The sequence below is a fragment of the Streptomyces sp. NBC_00425 genome, from assembly GCF_036030735.1.
Classification (GTDB): Bacteria; Actinomycetota; Actinomycetes; order Streptomycetales; family Streptomycetaceae; genus Streptomyces.
On the sequence record NZ_CP107928.1, the window covers coordinates 6,515,280 to 6,538,721 of the forward strand.

General features: G+C 68.8%; 20 protein-coding genes and 3 tRNA genes. 15 read left to right on the top strand and 8 right to left on the bottom strand.

What is annotated here, in order from left to right:
- Positions 1-5: 5 nt before the first annotated feature.
- The 4 genes from OHS82_RS28440 (at position 6) to OHS82_RS28455 (ending at position 5,969) form a co-directional block, all read left to right on the top strand.
- Positions 6-1,289: a deoxyguanosinetriphosphate triphosphohydrolase gene (locus OHS82_RS28440; protein WP_057574787.1), complete on the top strand. Its 1,284-nt coding sequence runs from the start codon at positions 6-8 to the stop codon at positions 1,287-1,289.
- 142 nt (positions 1,290-1,431) lie between these two features.
- Positions 1,432-2,697: an NAD(P)/FAD-dependent oxidoreductase gene (locus OHS82_RS28445; RefSeq protein ID WP_057574788.1), complete on the top strand. Its 1,266-nt coding sequence runs from the start codon at positions 1,432-1,434 to the stop codon at positions 2,695-2,697.
- Between the two features lie 29 nt (positions 2,698-2,726).
- Positions 2,727-4,628, top strand: a complete 1,902-nt coding sequence (gene dnaG / locus OHS82_RS28450) for a DNA primase (protein WP_057574789.1) — start codon at positions 2,727-2,729, stop codon at positions 4,626-4,628.
- 54 nt (positions 4,629-4,682) lie between these two features.
- Positions 4,683-5,969 carry an RNA polymerase sigma factor gene (locus OHS82_RS28455; protein ID WP_079040936.1) on the top strand — a complete coding sequence of 429 codons (1,287 nt, stop codon included), beginning with the start codon at positions 4,683-4,685 and terminating at the stop codon, positions 5,967-5,969.
- Between the two features lie 94 nt (positions 5,970-6,063).
- On the opposite strand, the gene OHS82_RS28460 is transcribed toward OHS82_RS28455, so the two are convergent.
- The 4 genes from OHS82_RS28460 to OHS82_RS28475 all read right to left on the bottom strand — a co-directional run bounded on the left by OHS82_RS28460 (position 6,064) and on the right by OHS82_RS28475 (position 11,753).
- Positions 6,064-7,992: an ABC transporter ATP-binding protein gene (locus OHS82_RS28460; protein WP_057574791.1), complete on the bottom strand. Its 1,929-nt coding sequence runs from the start codon at positions 7,990-7,992 to the stop codon at positions 6,064-6,066.
- Positions 7,992-9,725, bottom strand: a complete 1,734-nt coding sequence (locus OHS82_RS28465) for an ABC transporter ATP-binding protein (RefSeq protein ID WP_057574792.1) — start codon at positions 9,723-9,725, stop codon at positions 7,992-7,994. Before OHS82_RS28465 ends, OHS82_RS28460 begins: the two co-directional genes overlap by 1 nt.
- Before the next feature lie 163 nt (positions 9,726-9,888).
- On the bottom strand, positions 9,889-11,343 hold the full coding sequence (locus OHS82_RS28470) for a xylulokinase (RefSeq protein ID WP_057574793.1): 1,455 nt from the start codon (positions 11,341-11,343) through the stop codon (positions 9,889-9,891).
- 104 nt (positions 11,344-11,447) lie between these two features.
- Entirely contained in the window at positions 11,448-11,753 is a 306-nt protein-coding gene (locus OHS82_RS28475; RefSeq protein WP_057574869.1) for a hypothetical protein, read from the bottom strand.
- A gap of 157 nt (positions 11,754-11,910) precedes the next feature.
- Here OHS82_RS28475 and OHS82_RS28480 point away from each other — a divergent pair.
- The 3 genes from OHS82_RS28480 to OHS82_RS28490 all read left to right on the top strand — a co-directional run bounded on the left by OHS82_RS28480 (position 11,911) and on the right by OHS82_RS28490 (position 12,315).
- A tRNA-Asn gene (locus OHS82_RS28480) sits at positions 11,911-11,983 on the top strand.
- A gap of 5 nt (positions 11,984-11,988) precedes the next feature.
- Positions 11,989-12,061: transfer RNA gene (locus OHS82_RS28485), tRNA-Asn, on the top strand.
- A 180-nt stretch (positions 12,062-12,241) separates the two neighbouring features.
- Positions 12,242-12,315, top strand: a tRNA-Ile gene (locus tag OHS82_RS28490).
- Between the two features lie 127 nt (positions 12,316-12,442).
- Here OHS82_RS28490 and OHS82_RS28495 read toward each other — a convergent pair.
- Positions 12,443-14,029, bottom strand: a complete 1,587-nt coding sequence (locus OHS82_RS28495; RefSeq protein ID WP_328434789.1) for a tyrosine-type recombinase/integrase — start codon at positions 14,027-14,029, stop codon at positions 12,443-12,445.
- Positions 14,030-14,519: 490 nt separating this feature from the next.
- Here OHS82_RS28495 and OHS82_RS28500 point away from each other — a divergent pair, with 490 nt between their 5' ends.
- Entirely contained in the window at positions 14,520-15,479 is a 960-nt protein-coding gene (locus tag OHS82_RS28500) for a recombinase family protein (RefSeq protein ID WP_328434790.1), read from the top strand.
- On the opposite strand, the gene OHS82_RS28505 is transcribed toward OHS82_RS28500, so the two are convergent.
- Positions 15,468-16,238 carry a hypothetical protein gene (locus OHS82_RS28505; RefSeq protein ID WP_328434791.1) on the bottom strand — a complete coding sequence of 257 codons (771 nt, stop codon included), beginning with the start codon at positions 16,236-16,238 and terminating at the stop codon, positions 15,468-15,470. The genes OHS82_RS28500 and OHS82_RS28505 overlap by 12 nt on opposite strands.
- Positions 16,239-16,243: 5 nt before the next feature.
- Positions 16,244-16,771, bottom strand: coding sequence for a hypothetical protein (locus OHS82_RS28510; protein ID WP_328434792.1), 528 nt, complete (start codon positions 16,769-16,771; stop codon positions 16,244-16,246).
- 337 nt (positions 16,772-17,108) lie between these two features.
- On the opposite strand from OHS82_RS28510, the gene OHS82_RS28515 reads away from it, so the two are divergent.
- The 4 genes from OHS82_RS28515 to OHS82_RS28530 all read left to right on the top strand — a co-directional run bounded on the left by OHS82_RS28515 (position 17,109) and on the right by OHS82_RS28530 (position 19,887).
- Positions 17,109-17,279 (top strand): hypothetical protein, encoded by a 171-nt coding sequence (locus tag OHS82_RS28515; RefSeq protein ID WP_328434793.1) that lies wholly within the window; start codon positions 17,109-17,111, stop codon positions 17,277-17,279.
- 162 nt (positions 17,280-17,441) lie between these two features.
- Complete coding sequence (locus tag OHS82_RS28520; RefSeq protein ID WP_328434794.1) at positions 17,442-18,581, top strand: ParB/RepB/Spo0J family partition protein; 1,140 nt, start codon at positions 17,442-17,444, stop codon at positions 18,579-18,581.
- Positions 18,582-18,641: 60 nt separating this feature from the next.
- On the top strand, positions 18,642-18,959 hold the full coding sequence (locus OHS82_RS28525) for a hypothetical protein (protein WP_328434795.1): 318 nt from the start codon (positions 18,642-18,644) through the stop codon (positions 18,957-18,959).
- 10 nt (positions 18,960-18,969) lie between these two features.
- On the top strand, positions 18,970-19,887 hold the full coding sequence (locus OHS82_RS28530; RefSeq protein ID WP_328434796.1) for a methyltransferase: 918 nt from the start codon (positions 18,970-18,972) through the stop codon (positions 19,885-19,887).
- Between the two features lie 391 nt (positions 19,888-20,278).
- On the opposite strand, the gene OHS82_RS28535 is transcribed toward OHS82_RS28530, so the two are convergent.
- Positions 20,279-20,626 carry a hypothetical protein gene (locus tag OHS82_RS28535; protein WP_328434797.1) on the bottom strand — a complete coding sequence of 116 codons (348 nt, stop codon included), beginning with the start codon at positions 20,624-20,626 and terminating at the stop codon, positions 20,279-20,281.
- Between the two features lie 129 nt (positions 20,627-20,755).
- On the opposite strand from OHS82_RS28535, the gene OHS82_RS28540 reads away from it, so the two are divergent.
- From OHS82_RS28540 to OHS82_RS28550, 3 genes are all read left to right on the top strand, one after another.
- Positions 20,756-21,418 (top strand): ParB N-terminal domain-containing protein, encoded by a 663-nt coding sequence (locus OHS82_RS28540; protein ID WP_328434798.1) that lies wholly within the window; start codon positions 20,756-20,758, stop codon positions 21,416-21,418.
- Positions 21,415-22,860 carry a methyltransferase domain-containing protein gene (locus OHS82_RS28545; protein WP_328434799.1) on the top strand — a complete coding sequence of 482 codons (1,446 nt, stop codon included), beginning with the start codon at positions 21,415-21,417 and terminating at the stop codon, positions 22,858-22,860. Before OHS82_RS28540 ends, OHS82_RS28545 begins: the two co-directional genes overlap by 4 nt.
- A gap of 67 nt (positions 22,861-22,927) precedes the next feature.
- Positions 22,928-23,389 (top strand): hypothetical protein, encoded by a 462-nt coding sequence (locus OHS82_RS28550; RefSeq protein ID WP_328434800.1) that lies wholly within the window; start codon positions 22,928-22,930, stop codon positions 23,387-23,389.
- Positions 23,390-23,442 lie beyond the last annotated feature (53 nt).

Below are 23,442 nucleotides of genomic sequence, written 5' to 3' on the forward strand. Positions count from 1 at the left end.
GAATCATGGAAGGCACCGCACACCCCGACACCGCCTATGACCCGACGTCAGTCGCCCGCTGGGCCCCCGAGCCCGACAAACGCCCCGGCCGTACCGCCTTCCAACGCGACCGCGCGCGCGTCCTGCACTCGTCGGCGCTCAGAAGGCTCGCGGCCAAGACACAGGTGGTCACCCCGGGAGAGCGCAGCCCCGAGTGGGACGCGACGCCGCGCACGCGCCTCACCCACTCCCTCGAGTGCGCCCAGGTGGGCCGGGAGCTCGGGGCAGCCCTGGGCTGCGACCCGGACCTGGTCGAGGCCGCCTGCCTCTCCCACGACCTCGGCCATCCGCCCTTCGGCCACAACGGCGAGCAGGCCCTCAACGACTTCGCGCGGGACTGCGGCGGCTTCGAGGGCAACGCCCAGTCGCTGCGCCTGCTGACCAGGATCGAGCCCAAGCGCTTCACGGAGGACGGGTCCGTGGGCCTCAACCTCACCCGGGCCACCCTCGACGCCGCCACCAAGTACCCCTGGCCGCGGGGCGGCCACCCCACCGACGCCGGCTCGCCCAAGTTCGGCGTCTACGACGACGACCGGCCCGTCTTCGACTGGGTCCGCCAGGAGGCCCCCGGCACGCGCACGTGCTTCGAGGCCCAGGTCATGGACTGGGCCGACGACGTGGCGTACTCCGTCCACGACGTGGAGGACGGCCTGCACGCGGGCCACATCGACCCCAACTGCCTGCACGCCGAACCGGAACGCCAGGAGATCTTCCGGGTCGCCGTCGGCCGCTACGTGCCCGCCGGCACCGACCCGGCGGAGCTCGCCGCCGCCCTGGACCGCCTCCAGGACCAGGCGTGGTGGCCGCACGGCTACGACGGCACGGCGGTGGCCCAGGCCCGCCTCAAGGACGCCACCAGCCAGCTCATCGGCCGTTTCTGCCTCGCCGCCGAGGGCGCCACGCGCGCGCGGCACCACGCCGGCCGCCTCACGCGTTACGGCGCCGAACTCGTCGTCCCGCACGAGACCCGCCTGGAGTGCGCGGTCCTCAAGGCCGTCGCCGACCGGTACGTCATGCAGCGCGCCGAGCAGGAACGCCTGCGCGCCGACCAGCGCGTCGTCATCGGCGAACTCGCCGAGGCCCTCACCGCCCGCGCCCCCGACGGCCTCGACCCCCAGTTCCGGGCGCTGTTCGAGCGGGCCGACGACGACCGCGCCCGCAAACGCGTCGTCGTCGACCAGATCGCGTCCCTCACCGACGCCTCCGCCCGCTCGCTCCACCGCCGGCTGACGGCGCACACCAGACGCTGACCGGGAGCGCCCCGTCCGTCCCGTGCGCCCAAACGGGCCGGAACGCGCCACGGCGTGCCGTGATCGGGCACGTCCCCCTTCCCCCATCACGCTGCGTGCGGGACGCTCGCATATGGCGGCACGCTCAACGAGGAGGCATCACGTGGTCGACGCGGATCAGACATTCGTCATCGTCGGAGGAGGCCTGGCCGGCGCGAAGGCGGCCGAAACGCTGCGAGCGGAGGGCTTCACCGGCCGCGTGATACTGATCTGCGACGAACGCGACCACCCCTACGAGCGGCCGCCGCTGTCCAAGGGCTATCTGCTCGGCAAGGAGCCGCGCGAGAGCGTCTTCGTGCACGAGCCCGCCTGGTACGCGCAGAACGACATCGAGCTGCACCTCGGCCAGACCGTCGACGCGATCGACCGCACCGCGAAGACGGTCCGCTTCGGCGACGACGGCACGCTCGCCCACTACGACAAGCTGCTGCTGGCCACCGGCGCCGAGCCGCGCCGCCTGGACATCCCGGGCACCGACCTGGCCGGCGTTCACCACCTGCGCCGGCTCGCGCACGCCGAGCGCCTCAAGGGCGTCCTCGCGGCCCTCGGCCGGGACAACGGCCACATCGTGATCGCCGGCGGCGGCTGGATCGGGCTGGAGATCGCGGCGGCGGCCCGTGAGTACGGCGCCGAGGTCACCGTCGTCGAACCCGAGCCGACACCGCTGCACGGGGTCCTCGGCCCCGAGCTCGGCAGCGTCTTCGCCGACCTGCACCGGGAGCATGGCGTCCGCTTCCACTTCGGCGCCCGGCTCACCGAGATCGTCGGGCAGGACGGCATGGTCCTCGCCGCCCGCACCGACGACGGCCAGGAGCACCCGGCGCACGACGTCCTCGCGGCGATCGGCGCGGCCCCGCGCACGGCCCTCGCCGAGGCGGCCGGCCTGGAGATGGCCGACCGCGCCCACGGAGGCGGCGTCGCCGTGGACGCGACGCTGCGCACCTCGGACCCCGACATCTACGCGGCCGGCGACGTCGCGTCCTTCCCGCACGGCCTGTTCGACACCCGGCTGCGCGTCGAGCACTGGGCGAACGCCCTGAACGGCGGCCCGGCGGCCGCCCGCGCCATGCTCGGCAAGGAGGTGGCGTACGACCGCGTGCCCTATTTCTTCTCCGACCAGTACGACCTGGGCATGGAGTACAGCGGCTGGGCGCCGCCGGGCTCGTACGACGAGGTCGTGATCCGCGGCGACGCGGCCAAGCGCGAGTTCATCGCGTTCTGGGTGAAGTCGGGCAGGGTGCTGGCCGGGATGAACGTGAACGTGTGGGACGTCACGGAGCCCGTCCAGAAGCTGATCTCCGCCCGGACCCCGGTGGACACGCAGGCCCTGGCCGACCCCCACGTCCCTCTGGACGGTCTCCTCCCGTGAGTGTCGGTGCGCCCCCGTAGAATCACCACGTGGCAGGACGGATCAACGACGAGGACGTGAAGGCTGTTCGGGACGCGGTCCCGATCGACGCCGTGGTGTCCGAGTACCTCCAGCTGCGGGGCGCGGGCGGCGGCAACCTCAAGGGCCTGTGTCCGTTCCACGACGAGAAGTCGCCGTCCTTCCAGGTCAGCCCGAGCAAGGGGCTCTTCCACTGCTTCGGCTGCCAGGAGGGCGGCGACACCATCACGTTCGTGATGAAGGTCGACCACCTCACCTTCTCCGAGGCGGTCGAGCGGCTCGCCGCCCAGGCCGGCATCACCCTGCGTTACGAGGAGGGCGGCTACAACCCCTCCCACCAGCGCGGCGAACGCATCCGCCTGGTCGAGGCCCACAAGATGGCCGCCGAGTGGTACGCGGAACAGCTCGCCCTCAGCCCGGAGGCCGACACCGGCCGGCTCTTCCTCGCCGAGCGCGGGTTCGACCAGGCCGCCGCCGTCCACTTCGGCGTCGGCTACAGCCCCCAGGGCTGGGACCACCTCACCCGCTTCCTGCGCGGCAAGGGCTTCACCGACAAGGAACTGCTCCTGTCCGGGCTCGCCCAGGAGGGGCGCCGCGGACCCATCGACCGCTTCCGGGGCCGTCTGATGTGGCCCATCCGCGACATCGGCGGGGAGGTCGTCGGCTTCGGCGCGCGCAAGCTCTACGAGGCCGACAACGGGCCCAAGTACCTCAACACGCCCGACACGGCGATCTACCGGAAGTCCCAGGTCCTCTACGGCATCGACCTCGCGAAGAAGGACATCGCCAAGTCCAGCCGCGCCGTCGTCGTCGAGGGCTACACCGACGTCATGGCCTGCCACCTGGCCGGCGTCACCACCGCCATCGCGACCTGCGGCACGGCCTTCGGCGGCGACCACATCAAGATCCTGCGCCGGCTGCTGATGGACAACGGCAGCGCCCGCGTGATCTTCACCTTCGACGGCGACGCGGCCGGCCAGAAGGCGGCCCTGCGCGCCTTCGAGGACGACCAGAAGTTCGCCGCCGAGACGTACATCGCCATCGCACCCGACGGCATGGACCCCTGCGACCTGCGCCTCGCCAAGGGCGACGAGGCGGTCGCCGACCTGATCCAACCCCGCACCCCGCTCTTCGAGTTCGCACTCCGCCAGATCGTCGTCCGCTACGACCTCGACACCCCGGCGGGCCGCGCCGCCGCCCTCGACGAGGCCGCGCCCATCGTCGCCCGGATCAAGAACAGCGGCGCCCAGCACGAGGTCGCCGTCCAGCTCGCCGGCATGCTCGGCATCCTGGACACCCAGTTCGTCGTCAAGCGGGTCGCCCAGCTGGCCCGTTGGGCCCGCGACCGGGGCGGCAAGGGCCCGGCGGCGCCGCCCGGCCGCGGCCCCCAGCAGTACGAGGCCTCCCCCCGCCAGGCCCCCGGCCCGGCCCTCACCCTGCGCAACCCCGTCTACGCGACGGAACGCGAGCTGCTCAAGCTCGCCCTGCAGCGCCCGGAGCTGGTCTCCCCGGCCTTCGACGCCTACGGGGCCGACGAGTTCACCGCCGCGCCCTACGCCGCCGTCCGCCAGGCCGTCCTCGACGCGGGCGGCGCCGAGCTCGGCGTCCAGGACGGCTCCGAGTACCTGGTCCGCGTCCGTGACATGGCCCCCGACGACGCCGTCCGCGCGATGGTCACCGAACTCGCGGTCGAGCCGATCATGCGCCGCACCGTCGACGAGGTGTACGCGGGCAACGTCCTGGTACAGGTGCGCCGCCGCGCCGTCGAGCGCCGCGTCCAGGAGATCCAGATCACCGTCAAACGGCTGGAGGCGGGCGGCGACCCGGCGCAGCTGGCAGCGGCGAAGAACGAGCTGTGGGTCCTCCAGCAGTACGACCAGGCGCTGAAGGTGCACGGCCCCGACGCCCTCTGAACAGCGCGTCACGGTCCGGAATCAAAAAGTCACCGCACGCCCCTCGTGGCGACGATGTGCCGTACGCCACACTGGGTCCGGTGCCTGAGTCCTCGGAGCGGCCCCCCAGTACCGCCGCCGCTCACCTCAGCAGCGATCATCCTGGAGGTCGCCCCCGTGCAGACCCAGACCCGGACCCTCACCCCGACCGACAGCACCGCCGACAGCGCGCCCGACGGCACGGAACCGGACGCCGAGTCCGACGTCCTGGTCGCGGTCCCGCCGCAGAACCGCGCCGCGCACCACCCGGAGTCGACGACCGCCGCGACGGCGGACGCCGACCCCGACAGCGACGCCGAGCCCGCGGACCCGCCGCCCGAGGCGCTCGCGGAAGGCCCCGAGCCCGAACCCGTCGAGGCCCCGCGCCGGGCCCGCGTCACCGAGAGCGCCGGCCCGTCCTCCGACCTGTTCCGGCAGTACCTGCGGGAGATCGGCCGCATCCCGCTGCTCACCGCGGCCGAGGAGGTGGAGCTGGCCCGTCGCGTGGAGGCCGGCCTGTTCGCCGAGGAGAAGCTGGCGTGCTCCGCCGACCTGGCCGGCGAGCTCGCCCTCGACCTCGACCGGCTGGTCGTCATGGGACGGATGGCCAAACGCCGCCTCATCGAGTCCAACCTGCGGCTCGTGGTGTCCGTCGCCAAGCGGTACGTCGGCCGCGGGCTCACCATGCTCGACCTCGTCCAGGAGGGCAACCTCGGCCTGATCAGGGCCGTCGAGAAGTTCGACTACGCCCGCGGCTACAAGTTCTCCACCTACGCCACCTGGTGGATCCGGCAGGCCATGTCCCGCGCGCTGGCCGACCAGGCCCGCACCATCCGCGTCCCGGTCCATGTCGTCGAGCTCATCAACCGGGTCGTCCGCGTCCAGCGCCGGATGCTCCAGGAGCGCGGCTACGAGCCCACGGCGGAGGAGGTGGCCGCCCAGCTCGACCTGCTGCCGGAGCGCGTCGGAGAGGTCCTGCGGCTCGCCCAGGAGCCCGTCTCCCTGCACGCCCCGGTGGGCGAGGAGGACGACGTGGCCCTCGGTGACCTCATCGAGGACGGCGACGCGGCCAGCCCCGTGGAGTCGGCGGCCTTCCTGCTGCTGCGCGAGCACCTGGAGGCCGTGCTCTCCACGCTCGGCGAACGCGAGCGGAAGGTCGTCCAGTTACGTTACGGACTGGCCGACGGCCGCCCGCGCACCTTGGAGGAGATCGGCCGCATCTTCGGCGTGACACGCGAGCGGATACGGCAGATCGAGTCGAAGACCCTCAACAAACTGCGCGACCACGCCTTCGCGGACCAGCTCAGGGGCTACCTGGACTGAGCCGGCGCCGACCGGGCGGGCCGCCCGCAGTCACCCGTTGCGAGCGGCCCCCACGACACGGCACGGCGCGGGGCCGGCCGTGCGTACGTCGCGGTCAGTCGACCTCCGCCACCGCCTCCGCGAACTGCGCCTTGTACAGCCGGGCGTAGGCCCCGTCCGCCGACAGCAGGTCGCCGTGCGCGCCCTGCTCCACGATCGAGCCGTTCTCCATCACCAGGATCGTGTCGGCGTCCCGGATGGTCGACAGCCGGTGCGCGATGACGAACGACGTGCGGCCGTGGGCCAGCTTCGCCATCGCCTTCTGGATCAGCACCTCGGTGCGGGTGTCGACGGAGCTGGTGGCCTCGTCGAGCACCAGGATCGTCGGGTCGGACAGGAACGCCCGCGCGATGGTGATCAGCTGCTTCTCACCCGCGCTGACCCCGCTGCCCTCGTCGTCGATCACGGTGTCGTAGCCGTCGGGCAGCGTGCGGACGAACCGGTCGGCGTGCGCGGCCCGCGCCGCCTCTTCGATCTCGCCCCGGGTGACCTCCCGCGACGCGCCGTACGCGATGTTCTCCGCGATGGTGCCGCCGAACAGCCAGGTGTCCTGCAGCACCATGCCGATCCCCGCGCGCAGCTCGGCACGGGACATCCGCGCTATGTCGACGCCGTCGAGGGTGATGCGTCCGCCGGAGACGTCGTAGAACCGCATGAGCAGGTTCACCAGAGTCGTCTTGCCGGCGCCCGTCGGACCGACGATGGCGACCGTGTGGCCGGGCTCCACCGTCAGCGACAGGTCCTCGATCAGCGGCTTCTGCGGGTCGTAGCGGAAGGAGACGCCCTCCAGCGCCACCCGTCCGCGCAGCTCCTCGGGCCGCTCGGCGGCCACCGGGTCCGCCTCCTGCTCCGCCGCGTCCAGGATCTCGAAGACCCGCTCGGCCGAGGCGACGCCCGACTGCACCAGGTTCGCCATCGACGCGACCTGCGTCAGCGGCATCGAGAACTGGCGGGAGTACTGGATGAACGCCTGCACGTCGCCGATGGACAGCGAGCCCGACGCGACGCGCAGCCCGCCGACCACCGCCACCAGCACGTAGTTGAGGTTCGACACGAACATCATCAGCGGCTGCATGACACCGCTGTTGAACTGCGCCCTGAACCCGGCCTCGTACAGCGCGTCGTTCTGCTCGGCGAACTGCTCGGCCGACTGCTGCTGACGGCCGAACACCTTCACCAGGTTGTGACCGGTGTACATCTCCTCGATGTGCGCGTTGAGCTTGCCGGTGGAGCGCCACTGCTGCACGAAGTGCGGCTGCGACCGCTTGCCCACCCGGGTGGCGACGACCGCCGACAGCGGCACGGTGACGAGGGCCACCAGCGCCAGCAGCCACGACACCCAGAACATCATCGCCAGCACGCCGATGATCGTCAGCAGCGAGTTGATGAGCTGCCCCATCGACTGCTGGAGCGTCTGTCCGATGTTGTCGATGTCGTTGGTCGCGCGGGACAGCACCTCGCCGCGCTGCCGCTTGTCGAAGTACGACAGCGGCAGCCGCGACAGCTTCGTCTGCACGTCCTCGCGCATCCGGAACATCGTGCGGTTGACGGTCCTGTTGACCAGGCGCGTCGCCGCCGCCATCAGCAGCCCCGCGACCAGGAACACCCCGACCGCGACCAGCAGCACTTCGCCGACCGAGCCGAAGTCGATGCCCTTGCCGGGCGTGAAGTCGGTGCTTCTGAGCATGTCGGCGACACCGCTGTCACCGCGCTCCCGAATCGCGTCGAGGGCCTGCTCCTTGGTCGCCCCGGCCGGCATCTCCCGGCCGACGATGCCCGCGAAGACGAGGTCGGTGGCCTTGCCGAGGATCTTCGGTCCCACCACGTTGAGGCCGACGCTGAGCACGACGCAGAACAGCATCAGGCAGAGCGTCAGCCGTTCCGGCCGGAACCGGGCGAGCAACCGCCTGCCGGACACCTTGAAGTCCAGCGAGCGGTTCTCGGGACCTCCGCCGGCCATCATGCGCCCCATGGGCCCGGCCATCAGGCAGCCTCCGCTTCCGTGAGCTGGGAGAGCACGATCTCCCGGTAGGTCTCGTTGTCCGCCATCAGCTCGCGGTGGGTTCCCGTGCCGACGACCCGGCCCTCGTCGAGGACGATGATCCGGTCGGCGTCGCGGATGGTCGCCACCCGCTGGGCGACGATCACCACGGTGGCCTCGGCGGTCTCCCGCCCGAGCGCCGCCCGCAGCGCCGCGTCGGTGGCGTAGTCGAGGGCCGAGAAGGAGTCGTCGAACAGATAGATCTCCGGCCGCTGCACGAGCGTGCGGGCGATCGCCAGCCGCTGCCGCTGACCGCCGGAGACGTTGGTGCCGCCCTGCGCGACGGGGGAGTCGAGGCCGTTCTCCAGCTTGCTGACGAAGTCCTTGGCCTGCGCCACCTCCAGCGCGTGCCACAGTTCCTCGTCGGTGGCGTCCGGATTGCCGTACCGCAGGTTGCTGGCGACCGTGCCCGCGAACAGGTACGGCTTCTGCGGCACGAGACCGACGGTCCTCGCCAGCAGCACCGGGTCGACCTCGTCCACGGCCACCCCGTCGACGAGCACCTCCCCCTCGGTGGCGTCGAACAGCCGTGGCACCAGCCCGAGGAGCGTGGACTTGCCGCTGCCGGTCGAGCCGATCACGGCCGTCGTCTCACCGGGGCGGGCCACCAGCTCGACGGCCTTCAGGACGGGCTCCTCGGCGCCGGGATAGCGGAACCCGGCGCCCCGGATCTCCAGATGCCCGTGCCGCCGCAGTTCGGTGACGGGAGCCACCGGCGGAACCACGGACGACGAGGTGTCCAGCACCTCCTGGATGCGCTCGGCGCACACCTCCGCACGCGGCACCTGCATGAACATGAAGGTGGCCATCATCACGGACATCACGATCTGCATGAGGTAGGCGAGGAACGCGGTCAGGTCGCCGATCTGCATCCCGCCGCTGTCGATCCGGTGCGCGCCGAACCACACCACCGCGATCGACGACAGGTTCACCGTGGTCATGACCACCGGGAACATCAGCGCCAACAGGTTGCCGGTCTTCAGCGAGATGCCGGTGAGATCGGCGTTGGCCTCCCGGAACCGCTGCTGCTCGTACTCGTCCCGCACGAACGCGCGGATGACCCGGTTGCCGGTGATCTGCTCGCGCAGCACCCGGTTCACGGTGTCCAGCTTCACCTGCATCGACCGGAACAGCGGCCGCAGCCGGCGCACGATCAGCGTCACGCAGATGCCCAGGGTCGGCACGACCGCGACGAGCACCGCGGACAGCGGCACGTCCAGGCCGAGCGCCAGTACGATGCCGCCCACGCACATGATGGGCGCCGACGCCATCAGCGTGAACGTCATCAGGGCCAGCATCTGGATCTGCTGGACGTCGTTGGTCGTCCGGGTGATCAGCGACGGCGCGCCGAACTGGCCGAGCTCCCGGGCCGAGAAGGACTGCACCCGGTCGAAGACGGCCGCCCGCACGTCCCGGCCGAGCGCGGCCGCGGTCCTGGCGCCGTAGTACACGGCGCCGATGTTGCACACGACCTGCGCCAGCGACACGGCGATCATCACGCCGCCGAACGTCAGGATGTAACCGGTGTCTCCCTCGACGACGCCGTTGTCGATGATGTGCGCGTTCAGGGTGGGCAGGTAGAGGGTGGCGCAGGTCTGCAGGAACTGCAGCAGCACCAGAAGAGCGATGGGTTTCCTGTAGGGCCTGAGATAGGTCCGCAGAAGTCGTATGAGCACGCTACGTCTCTCGGAGTCGGCGGGAGGGGCACGGGGTGGCGTGAAGGGCATTGGTTGCCCCTGGCCCCTATCGTCCGACACCCCACCCGTGTTACCTCAACCGATTAAGCCGACAGCAGTGTTTTCCCGGCCATCAGGTGCCCGATGTGCCCTATTTGCTCTCTCATGCCCGGAAAGCTCCCGGATGGGTCTGCTCCCGTACCGACACGAACTGCTGCCGCACCGCCTGCCCCACGGCCAGGTCCTCACCCGGGTCGAGGACCTGCGCCGCCGCTCCCTGCCAGGCCGGCGGCGTCCGCGGGTCGAGGGTGCCCTGCGAGGCCCCGAGCGCCCACGCGGCCTGCCGGGCCGCCCCGATCGCCGCGTAGTCGGCCGGCTGCGGCACCACGACCTGCGCCCCGAACAGCGCAGGCGCCGCCGACTGCACCGCCGGCAGCTCGGCCGCCGCCCCCAGCAGGAAGACCCGCCGCACGTCCACGCCACGGCCGCGCAGCACGTCCAGCGCGTCCGCAAGCCCGCACAGCATGCCCTCGAAGGCGGCCCGCGCGAAGTGCTCAGGCTTCATCGACTCGCGTCGCAGCCCGGCCAGCGTGCCGGCCGTGTGCGGCAGGTTCGGCGTCCGCTCACCCTCCAGGTACGGCAGCATGACCAGCCCGTGCGATCCCGGCGTCGACTTCATCGCCAGGTCCGACAGCGCGTCCAGGTCGGGCGCCCCGACCAGCTCGGCCGCGCCGCGCAGGGTCCGCACGGCGTTCAGTGTGGTGACGACGGGCAGATGCATGCCGGTCGCGTCCGCCAGTGAGGTGATCATCCCGCTCTGGTCGACGAGCGCCTCGGGGTGCACCGCCATCACGGACCCGGAGGCGCCGAGCGACACCACCGCGTCGCCCATCCCCAGCCCGAGCCCCAGCGCCGCCGCCATCGTCTCGCCGGTCCCGGCGGAGATCAGCAGCCCCTCCGGAGTCGTCCCGGCCGCGTCGGAGGGCCCGATCACCTCCGGCAGCATCGCCTGGTGGCCGAGCGCCAGCTCGACGAGATCCGGCCGGTATCCGCCGGTGGCGGCCGACCAGTACCCGGTGCCGGAGGCCCCGCCGCGGTCGGTGGTTCTGCGCACCGGCCGCCCCAGCAACTGCCACACCAGCCAGTCGTGCGCCTGCAGCAGCACGGCGCTGCGCGCGGCGGCCTCGGGCTCGCTCTTCGCCAGCCAGCGCAGCTTGGTCACCGGTTGCGCCGCCTGGGGCACACACCCCACCGCCTGCGCCCACGCCTCGCGTCCGCCCAGCGCATCGACCAGGTCGGCCGCCGCGACCTGCGCCCGCTTGTCCCCGCCGACCATCGCAGGCCGCACGGTGTTGCCCTGCGAGTCCAGCGGCACGACCGCGTTCTGCTGCGCGGACACGCCGATGGCCTGCACGCCTTCGAGCAGCCCTCCGCCCGCGGCCTCACCCAGGGACAGCAGCCAGGCCTGCGGGTCGACGTCGGACGGCCGGCCGCCACCCTCGGCCCCTTCCACCGGATGCGGCGCGTATCCCTGCCGGAGCACGGCTCCGGTGTCCGCGTCGCAGACGACGATACGAGTGAAATCGGGCGAACTGTCCAACCCGGCGACTATCCCCATGCCGAAAATTCTGCCGCACGCCGGGCCCGGATGCGGCCGTCGGTCGTCTCCCGGGCGGACGGAACCGCCGAACGACGCCGCCGTCCGCCGTCACCGGAGCGTCGTCAGGTGTTGCTCGTACCCCAGTCGTCCCCGCCCGCGCCGTTGACGTTGCGGTCGCGCAGCGAGCGCACCCGGCCCGCCACCGACTCCGGCATCCGGTCGCCGACCTTGTCGCTGACCGCGTGATACGCCTTGCCCGCGTACTGGCGGCCCTGGTGTGCGGCGGTCTCGGCGGTGTTGCGCACGGCGGGGTTCTGGGCGACCTGCCGCGCCGACTTCTTCAACTGCTCGTAACGCTCGCGCCCGGCACGCGTGCCCAGGACGTATCCGACAGCCAGTCCGACGACGAACGTGAGCTTGTAGCGCATGACGGCCACCCTTCCTCGAGTAGGTCCCTGGCACGACACCGGTGCCGGGGGGAACCGATTGGCGGAGCACCCCCCTGCTTGCGCTAATGTATGTGTCGCAGCGAGCGAGCGCTTCCTGGCGAATACCCAGCTAGGCACGTTCGATGCGACGAGGCATTCCCCTGTAGCTCAATTGGCAGAGCAGCCGGCTGTTAACCGGCAGGTTACTGGTTCGAGTCCAGTCGGGGGAGCTCGGTCCCCTGTAGCTCAATTGGCAGAGCAGCCGGCTGTTAACCGGCAGGTTACTGGTTCGAGTCCAGTCGGGGGAGCATCGTGAACGAGGACCCCGTGGGGGTCCTTTTTCATGTGGTGTCACACCGGTGGGAACCGTGCAGGCCAGGGGTGCTGTCCTCGTGATCGTGGCAAGGTCGACCAGCCGGAGCGTGAGATCGTATGAGCGGCTATGCTGCGGCAGACGGCGCGCACTCATGTACGCGACACGCCGCTATGGGGCGGTAGCTCAGCCGGTTAGAGCAGCGGACTCATAATCCGTCGGCCGTGGGTTCGAGTCCCACCCGCCCCACTCTTCGCTATGCGAGGAGAAACCTTCTGACCAGCAACTTAGCTGGGGGGCTGGGTGACTTGAGGGATCTTGGCGGCTCTAGTGGATCAAGGAATCATGATCCAGGGGCCAGCCAGGGGCCAGAGGGTCACGCCGCCTGCGCGGGGCCCTCATCAGGGGCCGAGTCGTCCCCCTCGGAGGTTCCCGTGGAGCCCTCAGAGGGCTTCTCAGCCTCGTCCTGATCCTTCTTCTTGGGGCTGGCCTTGCGCTCGGCGCGGGGCACCGTGGCGATGGTCGACTCTGCCTCGGCGGTCATCAGCTGCGGCAGGACGCTGGTATACGTGTCCGAGGTGATCTGGCGGGAGCTGTGGCCCAGCCGCTCCTGCACCACCTTGATGTCGTTCTTCGCGAGCAGCGACAGCGTGGCGGAGATATGGCGCAGATCATGCAGGCGGACAGGCGGCAGCCCGGACAACTCGACCAGCCGCTTGAAGCGTCGACTGATCCAGTCTGGGTGGTACGGCTCGCCGTTCTCCTGAGTGAAGACTCGGTCCGACTCGGTCCAGGCCCGTACGCCGGACCACTGGGTCCGTTCCTGCTCCTGGGTGGTCCGCCATGCGCGAAGCACCTCTACCGACTCCGCGCTCATGGAGATCGTGCGGACGCTGTCGGCCTTCGGGGGTTCTCCGTACAGCCGGTAGGCGACTTCCACGATCTGGGCGGAGACGCGGAGCCATCGGCTCGTCAGATGCACCTCCGGCCACGGCAGGGCGCACATCTCACCGCGTCGAGGGCCGAGAAAGATGAAGGTGTGCCACAGGGGGTAGAGCCGGTCGTCGCTCACGAAGTCCAGGAATTGGCCAGTTTGCTCGGGGGTCCAGACCATGACCGGGCCTGGCTTCTCGCCCGTCTGTCTCCACTGCTCAACCCGCTCTGGTGTCCACACCAGCGGCTTGGGCCGCTTGGCTGCCGGAAGCTCGACGAACTGGGCCCAGTTGGTTGAGTACTCGCCTCGCTTGATGCCGATTCCCAGGAACGAGCTGAGGGTGGCGTTGATCCGGTGCATCGTCGCGGCGCTGGTGATCTTCCGCATGCCCTTGCGGCCTTCCCGCAGTGCGGCGTTGGCATCCAGGTAGGCGCGGCGTGCGGCACGGCGCTCCTCCTTCTTGCCTGCGGCGCGCACCCACGCCGTGTAGGCGGCGTCGCGAGCTTCCTGCAGTTCGACCACCTGGGCGTGGTGGATGAGCCGTAAGGCGTTCTGGCGCTCGATGGCGTCGTACATGGCCTCGATGTGGCGCAGCCTGAGGTCGCGTCGCTTGACGTGACCGAGGTGCGGTTCGAGGTAGAGGTCGATGTGCTCCTCGTAGCCGTGGCGGGTGGTACGGGCCAGGCTCCTCTTGCGCTTGAGCCAGGACCGCAGGTCTTCCCCGACGGTGGCATCGCTGAGTACGTCGGTGCCACCGAAAGCTTCGCGGTAGACCTCGGTGGCCTTGTCCTTCGCTGCGTCCTTGGTCGCGAACCCGCCCCGCCGCGCGCGTTGCCGCTTGCCCCCCTCTCCGCGATCTACGTCGAAGGTGAAGTACCAGGTCCCGTGGCCCTTACGCGTGAGCTTGGGGCAGGTCTGGCCGATGTCCTTCATCTTCGGTGAGCCGTCGGCCCTGAATATGGGCTTCCCGGCGTCGTCTGTGGCCGGCTCCTTGCACTGGCAGCGTTTGAAGTAGCTGATGTCTGACACGCTTCTCCCCGCGTGGTGGCATGTGGATCTTTTGTGTCGGTCCTTGTCGAACTGATGCCTATCTTGCCCCAACACTCCAGTGTTGGCGTATCCTTATGGCACGTTGGCGTGGGGGAGAACGCGACAACGGGAATGACAACGAAGGACGCATCTGTAGCTACGGACGCCGGGGTCAGTTCGATGACCCTGGAGGAACTACTCGCGCTGCCACCGACCGTGAACGTTGTGACGGCTGCGCGGGCGCTGGGGATCGGCACGCACAAGGCTTACAACTTGATCAAGGAGGGGTCTTTCCCCGTGCAGACGCTCCCCTTGGGCGGCACGGTGAGAGTCCCCACTGCTGCGCTCTGGCAAGTGCTTGGGGTGACGCCACTGGTGCAGTGACCTGGTAGCCCTTGGGTCTGTTGGCCTCGCTGGGCCACAGCTCGGACATGTGCCGTGGCCTAGGATCAGGCGGCTATGGGCGCACGAGACGAGAACGGACCACCGCATGCCACGGCTCTACGGTTTCGATGACGCCTCACGTCGTCGGCTACGTGACGACGAAGTGGGCCCGCTCCGCCAGATGGTGAGCCGGGCGCTGAGCAATCAGTCCAACCAGGACGTTGCCGTGTGGGCGAACGGTCAGGGCTACCGGGGAACACTCGGCGGGGAGTGGAAGGACGCCTCGGTTGGACGCCTGTTCCGCAACCCGGCGATCGCCGGACTGCGCTACGACGATGACGGCGAACTCGTCGACGCGGGTCACCCCGGAGCCATCATGCGCGAAGAGTTCGAGGCCCTTCTCGAGCGGGAGAAGGCTCGCAGCACGAAGGACGCTGAGCCGGCGTACGACTATCTCCTGACCGGCGGGGGCAGCACCTGCGGCAAGTGCACACAGGATCTCGGGGGCGCCCGTACCAATGTGGGCACGCCCGGATACCGCTGTCGCCCGAAGGACAGGAGGGGGATCGGCGGCTGTGGCGAGGTCCGGATTGATGCCGGGCTGTTGGAGGACTACGTCGGAGAGAACGTCGTGGCGGAACTCCTCAAGCCCGGCATTCGAGCCCAGATCACCAAGGCCCAAGAGGCCGTGCGTAAGAAGGCCGACGAGCTCAAGCAGGAGATCGAGGATTTGGAGGGCCGCCAAGCCGAGCTCGGGAGGCTCTACGGCAACCGCGAGATCAGCAGCGAGGCGCTCGTAGCCGGAGAACGGGAGATCGCGGCCAACCTCAAGGCCATCCGTCCGCGTCTTCGGTACGCGGAGCAGATGGCGAACTTCTCACTGGGTCATGCCAAGGACCTGGTGAAGTGGTGGAACACTGCGCCCACCGCGTCGAAGAGGGGTCTTGTGGTGCTGCTCATGGAGAAGGTCGAGGTCTTCCCGGCGAGCGCCCGCGGTGTTCGAACCATTGAGCCGGGGCGAGTCGTCCTCCACTGGCGCAAGCTCTCCAGCATGTCAGGCGGCTGAGGTCGCCACCCGCGATGCGAGCCGCCTGCCCACCATCGCCATCGTCAGCCCTGTGATCAGTGAGATCACGGCGAGTCCCGCCAAGAGGGGGGAAACGATCTCCTCGTACCGCAGTGGCCAGGGATGGCCCAGGTAATGGGTCACCAGGTATGACCCCTTGCTGGCGGCGTAGGCCACTCCGAGGATCGCGGAGATCGACGACAGGGCGAGGCCGCGAGCCGACCAGGCGTGTCCCCCGCGCCGGGCAACGAGAGCCATTCCGGTGCACAGAAACGCGATCTCGCCGCACGTGATCGCCACGTAGCCCAGGTAGACCATGAGGTAGACGGTGACGCCTGGCACTGTTGCGTATTCGGTCGTGAATTCCACGGTCTCGTCCGTGGTGTTGATGAACAGCGGCAGCATCGCGAGGAGGACACACGCTGCCAGGGCGCCACGTGCGAACAGGCTGGCCTTCAATACCTCATGGTTGTAGGACCAGTCCACGAGCATGAGCTGAAGACTGCCGCACCACACGACGGCGCAGATGTGGGCCCCGAGTTTGGCGGCATTGTTCATGCCGGTCACAGACTCCATCATGTCCTCTACCGCTGGGACGGCGAGGGTGACGCCTAAAGTGCAGATGCCGATAGCCACCGCTCGGGTGAAACGGGCAACGCGGTAGTCGCTTCGGTCACGCTGACGCCAAGCTTCCCGAGCGGAGAGCATGGTGCCCACCAGGCCGATCAGAGCGCACAGGCCGAAGACGAGGCCGTCCATTTGGTTCAGGTTCCTTCCAGGTCGGAGACGGCGCGCTCGGCTGCTTCGGTGAAGCTGAGACGCCTCCGCCGGCCGGGCCGCGGTGGTTCCGCGGCCGGGGGAAGAGGCTCGGGCACTTCCGGGACATTGAGATCACTGTGTCCGTGTCGCAGACGGATCTCACGGGCGGCCTCCAGAAGTTCGGCAGCCCCGGCTTCGCCCAGGTCGTGGATGAGTCGAAGTGCCTCGCGTGCGTCTTGATGCTCCTCGTAGACCGATAGGGACGTCAGTCCGTTGTAACCGGGGAGTAGGTAAGCTACCGGACAGTCGAATGCCCTTGCGAGTCCGGCCAGTTGGGCGCTCGATGGGTTCGCCTTGACACCGTTCAGAAGGTCGTTCACGACCTGGTGGGTCATCGCCGGCTTGCCGCCGGGAGTCTCGGCCGTGGCGGCGGCGATGGCGCGCGTGCTTGGGGTCTTCCCGTCCGTGCCACGCTTCCTGCTGAGTAGCACAGCGAGCTTGCTGGCGAGGGGGGTGTCCGGGCCGAGCGGCATTGTGCTGGCTACTCCTAGTGATGCGGGCAGGCCCGACCTGACGGTGGACAGTGGATGTTGTGCGCACTCAGTATCACTGTGGGGCAGCTGTGGCGGACGGTGCACTGCAATGTCTATGTTGGTTGACAATAGGTGACGCTCGAAGCAAGATCTATAACGTAAAGCGTAGTAAGCGCGTGCTCGGCATGCGGGGCCGCCACCTCACTTCGCCTCCTAGGGTGCAGGATCGCGACAGGCGCCCAGATGGGCCCAATGTGTGCCGCTGACTCGCTTGTGTGGGGATCTAAGTGGGCCGCGCGTCATGGAGGCGGAACGCTGTAACGCCGGGAGGGCGCGGGTGGGGATCGAGCTGGATCGAGTGCTGGCCCGACTGGAGGAGTCGGGTGGCACGGAAAACGTCATTCTGGATGGCGAAGCGGCGCTCGGCGTGCTTGGGGCTCTGGCGGTCGTCGATCCGAAACGGGTCGGCTGTGACGTGGAGCGTGTGAGCGGTGCTGCTGCAAGTTGATCTGCGCGAGTAGTCGGGGGCGGGCCCCAGGAGGGGCCCGCCCCCACACGTCTGACCTGCGAAAACTTCTCGAAAATTGTGGACCTCCACTCTGAATGCATATAGAATAGAACCACAAGGAGGGGGAAAGAAGAAGCCCCCACCGACCTCTTGGAGATCAAAATGTCGCACAAGTACGCCGCCCTGAAGATGCGCCAGATCCACCGCAACCCGAACCAGCCCCGCAAGACCTTCGACGAGGACGCGCTGAACGAGCTGGCCGAGTCGATCAAGGAGCACGGCCTGCTCCAGCCGATCGTCGTCCGGAAGGTGGCGGAGGGTTACGAGCTCGTGGCCGGCGAGCGCCGCTTCCGCGCCAACGAACTCGCGGACCACATCACCATCGAGGCGAAGATCCTGCTGCCCGAGGGCGAGTCCGAGATCAGCGACATGGACTCCTTCAAGAAGGCGATGGCCGAGAACCTGAACCGCGAGGACATGCTCCCGCTGGAGGAGGCGCGCGGCTTCAAGAAGGTCCTGGATGAGGAGGAGGGCGCCACGCCCGCGAGCGTCGCCAAGGCGTTCTCCAAGTCGGTCCAGTTCGTCAACCAGCGCCTGGCCCTGCTCGCTCTGCGCCCCGAGATCCAGGCGGCCGTCGACCTCGGGCACATCGGCACCCAGGCCGCCGTCCAGATCGCCGCGCTCTCGAAGGAGAACCAGAAGGCGGTCTTCCAGGACTGGAAGAAGGGCGACAAGAACGACAACCAGCTCGTCCACATCGCCTACGCCATGCGCAAGCAGGAGAAGGCGGCCACCCAGGACTCCATGGTCGACGTCGAAGAGATGACCCCCGAGGAGAAGGCCGAGCGGAGTCGCGCGCAGGCCAAGACCAAGAGTGACCTCGACGCCATCGAGGGAATGTGGGCGCTGCTGGACAGCATCGGCAAGGCGGACCCCATGGAGTTGGCCCGCACCTTGGCAGGGGAGGTCGGCAAGCGGCTTGAGCAGATGGACCGGGTCGCGGACGTCGTGCAGAAGGCCCGCTTCCAGCTCCGTCAGGCGAAGGCGCACGCCGACGCCAGCGAGATCATGGTCAACCCCGCCGCCGCAGCGCCCGACCTGGTGGCCGAGGCCGACGCCGTACTCGCCCAGGTGGACCCGGCTGCGGGCGACACCGAGCCGGAGACTCAGGCCGAGCCTGCCTCGGAGCCGGAGACCGAGGCCACCGCGGCCGCCGACGTGGAGCCCGAGAGCCTGGCGGAGCCGGAGGAGGACGACACCGAGGCCGAGGCGGTGGCCGAGCCGGTCGCCGTCGCGGCCTGACCTGTCCGTCCCGGGGCGGCCCCCAGAGGGCCGCCCCCTTCTCGATGGAGCCCCACAGTGATGAACGACATCCGGACCATGCGCAACATCAATCACAACCTGTTCGACGTGCCGGCCTCGGCCAACGCCCTTGAGGAGTACGACTCCGAGGTGGCCGAACTCGTCCGCGAGGCTGCGGCGCACCTGTTCAAGGCGCGCCGTGACAACGACGGGGCCGCCCTGAATGAGGCATACAACCTCACCCTGATCGCCGCCTCCGACCTCATGAAGGGTGCCGGTAGTTCGGTGTACGTGCGCACTCACCTCATGGTCACGGCCCGCCTGGTCGAGCTCGAAGCGGCGCTGCTCGCCGCCGAGGCCAAGTCCGCCAGCGAGTGAGGAGGCGACCGTGAAGATAGATCCCGACGTTCTCAAGGTCATCCGCTCCGCCACGGTCGACGGTCTGACGCTCCGTCTCGACGGCACGCTCGACCGCAAACTGTACGACCGGGTCAACCTGGCCCTTCAGGCGGTCGGCGGCACGTGGAACCGCTACCAGCGCGCCCACATCTTCCCCTTCGCTGCTGCCGACGCCATCGCGGGACTGCTTGCCACGGGCGAGGTAATCACCGACGTCGACCGCGGATACTTCCCCACGCCGAAGCTGCTTGTCGAGCAGCTCCTGGACCTGGCGGAACTCGAGGCCGATTGCGAGGTGTTGGAGCCGTCGGCAGGACGCGGCGCCATCGCCAAGGCCGCAGCTGCCCGCGGTGCCGTGGTCGACTGCATTGAACTCGACACCGCTCGCGCCGAGCACATCCGTGCCGGCGGCTACGCCCGCGAGGTCACGGCCGCCGACTTCTTTAGCGTGAAGGTTCAGCGCCGCTACCAGCGGGTCATCATGAACCCGCCGTTCGCTGACCGGCAGGACATCCGGCACGTCCAGCGGGCGTTGCGCTTCGTGCAGCCGGGCGGCCTGGTCGTGGCCGTCATGTATGGCAGCCTCCCGTACCGGAGCGACCGTAAGGCCAAGGACTTCCGGGCACGGGTCCGGGAGGCGCGAGGGACGATCACGGAACTGCCCGACGACGCGTTCCCGGTCGGCGTGTCCACGGTGGTTGTCGTCATCCCTGTCCGAGAGTCTGCGCCGCCCTCTCGGTTCAACCCCCAGGCGCCCAGACCCGAAGACTTCACCGCAAGGCCCGCAGTGGCCCAGCAGGGGCTGTTCCTCACGGACGCGCCGACTGCTCACGGCACAACGCCGCTCGACGGGTTCGAGTACGGGGCTGCACCCTGGCTAAAGATAGATCCCAACACTGATGCGTGATACGTTCTATCTCGTTGGTGGGGGGCGGCCTCAGCCGAGGAACCGGCTCACCAACGTGCCGTGGCATGCGGCACTCCCCTTCGGTGCCTGGCGGGTGGCCAATCCCCCGCGCCCTACCCGCCAGGCACCGGCCCCGCGCCTGAGCGGAGCCACCGGAGCGTCGCCAAGATCCACGATCACGACCGGACCCGTCCCCGCCTCACGCCGGGGGCGGGTCCCCGTGCACTCAGGAGCGCCATGAACACAGAGGACTTCGCCGGGCACCCAGAAGATCGCGAGCTGTACGAACGTCTCCTCGTCGAGCGGGACGGGACGCCGATCAGGGCCCTCGCTGAACGTGACCCGGGGCTCGAAGTACCAGGAGACCCCGATCCAGGCGCGGCCCGGCACCTCACGGAACTCGAAGCAGCCACAACTCCCAGACAACGAAAGCGACATGGAGCATGACCACCAAGCAGGCACAGCCCGCAGAGCCGGAACGCCGGATACCTCCCGTACCCGGTGCGGTGTGGTGCCGATCCTGTAACTCCTGGTGCCTGCCGACCGGCATCTGTGGCTGCAACAACCGGTGATGCACACCCTTCTGCGCCTTGTCGCCGACGCGATGGCCGTCCTGCTCATGGCGGTCATCGCCGTTGGCGCCTGGGTCGTTGGACAGCTCGGCGGCGGTGTCCTTCTTGCCAGCCTCTTGGCCTTCCCCGCCTGCGGGCTGGTGGCCGCCGCCATCCACCACGTCCATCGATGGGTGTGCAGTCGGCGGCCGACGCACCAACTGAACCCTCACCCCGGCGACCGCCGCGGCCCGGCGTGATCGTCTAATCTGAACTAGCTGTAGGGCGCGGGGAACGGCCTACACAAGGGACGCCCAGTGACCCCGACGCCCGCCAACATCCCCGAACTGCTCCTGCCGCTCGCCGTCCCCGCCGAGGACCTCGTTCCGTACTACCGGAACCCCCGCAACGGTGACCTCCCCTCGATCGCCGAATCGCTGACCGTCAACGGCCAGTACCGCGCGATCGTCGTCAACAAAGGCACCCACACGGGCCGCCACAACGAGATCCTGGCGGGCAACCACACGTACGCGGCTGCCCAGCAGCTCGGCTGGCAGCAGATCGCCGTCACCTGGGTCGACGTCGATGACGATGCGGCGGCCCGCATCGTCATCGTCGACAACCGGACCAACGACCTCGCCGGATACGACAGCGTGCTCCTGGCCGAGATCCTCTCCGAGATCCCGGACCTGGCCGGCACCGGCTACGACCGCGAGAGCGTAGACCGGCTCCTCGACGACACCTCCCTTCCCGAGACACTGGAACTCACCTCCGACGGCGCGGGCACCGGCGCCGCAGCCACCGTCGACTACCTCCAGTGGGGCTACCTCCAGTGGGAGTCCAAGCGGGTCCGGATCACCTCCGAAGAGGTCGAAGCCCTCAACGCCATCTACACGAAATTCGTGGACGACACGAACAGCGACCTCGGCTTCGGCTGGCACGTCTTGCAGCAGGCCCACGAGGAGGGTGAGGCGGCATGAGCAGCGCCCCCACCACGACGTTCTACGAGGCGTACCCGCTCGACCGGCTTCGCCCCGCCGACTACAACCCGCGCCGCCTCAGTGAGGAGGCGTTCGTCCGGCTTCAGGCGTCCCTGCGTCGCCATGGCGTCGTGAAGCCCGTCATCCTCAACGCAGACGGCACGCTGGTCGCAGGCCACCAGAGAACCAAGGGTCTCCAGGCCATCGGCCTGACGCACACACCCGCGGTCATGCTGGGCACGAAGGTCAGGTTGCAGGACGAGATCCAGTTCAACCTGCTGCACAACCGAGTCGAGACTGAGGCCAGCGTCGTCTACGCCGAGCCCGGCGTCATCGGCGCCTGGTCGTGGATTCCATGGCAGTCCATCCGAGTCGCGGAACGGAAGAACCTCTCCTTCGTCAACGCCATCGGGCACATGACCGCCGGCCACGGCCCCTGGGGGAGCGTCGTCATCGACGACCAGGGCCGCATCGTCCTCAACGCCGAATACGCCGTCGTCGCTTCCATCAACCGCTTCGACCTCCTCGCCTGGACTGTCACATCCGCCGACGCCGCCCAGCTCCACGCCGACCTCACCGGCGAGTACGGCGTCTACGACTGGACGGCCATCGAGAGCAAGGCCCCAGTGTGGAACCAGCACATCGTGCAGCCCAAGAGGCTCCGCAAGTTCTCCTCCAAGGCCAAGGCCGGGAAGCTCGCCTACGGCTCCGAGACCTGGGATCAGCTGGTCACGCCCTGGCTCAAGCCCACCCACCGGGTCGTGGACTTCGGCGCCGGGTACGGCGACTACGCCAAGCACCTGCGCGCCAAGGGCTTCAACATCCACGACTACGAGCCCTACCGCTGCCGGGACGGCTCGTACGCCGTCGACATCCGCGCCGTCGTGGGCATGATCCGCGACATCGACAGGGACATCCAGACCAACGGCCTGTACGACGTGGTGGTCCTCGACTCCGTCATCAACGCCACTACAACCCTCGACTACCAGCACTGGGTGATGACCACCGTCAACGCACTCTGCTCGGGCGACGGTGTCGTATGCCTCGGCACCCGCAACCTCGCCCGCGAACTCCGGGACGAGCAGGCCAAGCGGGTCACCTCTCAGACGGCCACCACGAAGATGAGCTTCCTCGACGACGACAACGTGGAGATGAACTTCGTCAAAGGGAAGTGGCAGAAGCTCCGCTTCCACACTCCCGAAACCCTGGAGCCACTCCTCCGCCGCTATTTCGAGGACGTACAGGTCACCGACCTCAGCGGCTCCAACATCAAGGCCACCTGTCGCCGCCCCATCCCGCTCCCCCAAGAGGAATACGAGAAGGCATTCGAAGAAGAATTCAACATGCCTTACCCGAACGGCTTCCGGCATGACAGGCATCTGGAATTGGTGGGAAATTTGATAAAATTGGTAGTAGAGAGAAATGAATCTCTCGCCAATTGAGCCAAATGGGGAACGCATGTCGCAGTCAATACGAGTCCAAATAGAGTCGCGAACTCGATACCACATCATGTGGCTGGCAGGCGTGCGGCACGTAGCCCTCGACCAGCACTGCCTGCGCAGCTTCGGCCAGCCCGACCGACCCCGGGTAGACACCCGCCGCTGGCACCAAACCGTCGAACTTTCCGAGCAGAACCCGCCCCTGGCTTGGTACCTCTGCGCGCTGCCCAACCCGTGGAAGTGGAGCGACAACGCGCACCTTGCCTTCGAGGGCGCACCCGGAGAGCAGTGGGAAGGGCCCGCCCTCGTGCCCGGCCTGTACGTGCGCCTCGACAACGCTCGTCCCATCACCGGATGGGGCGAGCACAGCATCCCCCTGAACGAGCCGCGCCGGAACTCGGTCCGCTTCCGGACCTGCCGCAACTACCAGTTCGCCTGGTGGCTGCGGACTGAGCGCAACGCGCCCGACGCACCACCCGAGTACGTGCCGCCCAAGCGGCCCGGCGAGGGCGAGCAGATGTCACTGATGTGACGCTGGTGGGGCCGGGCGAACACCGCTTGGCCCCGCTGCTGTCCTCTGGTCCC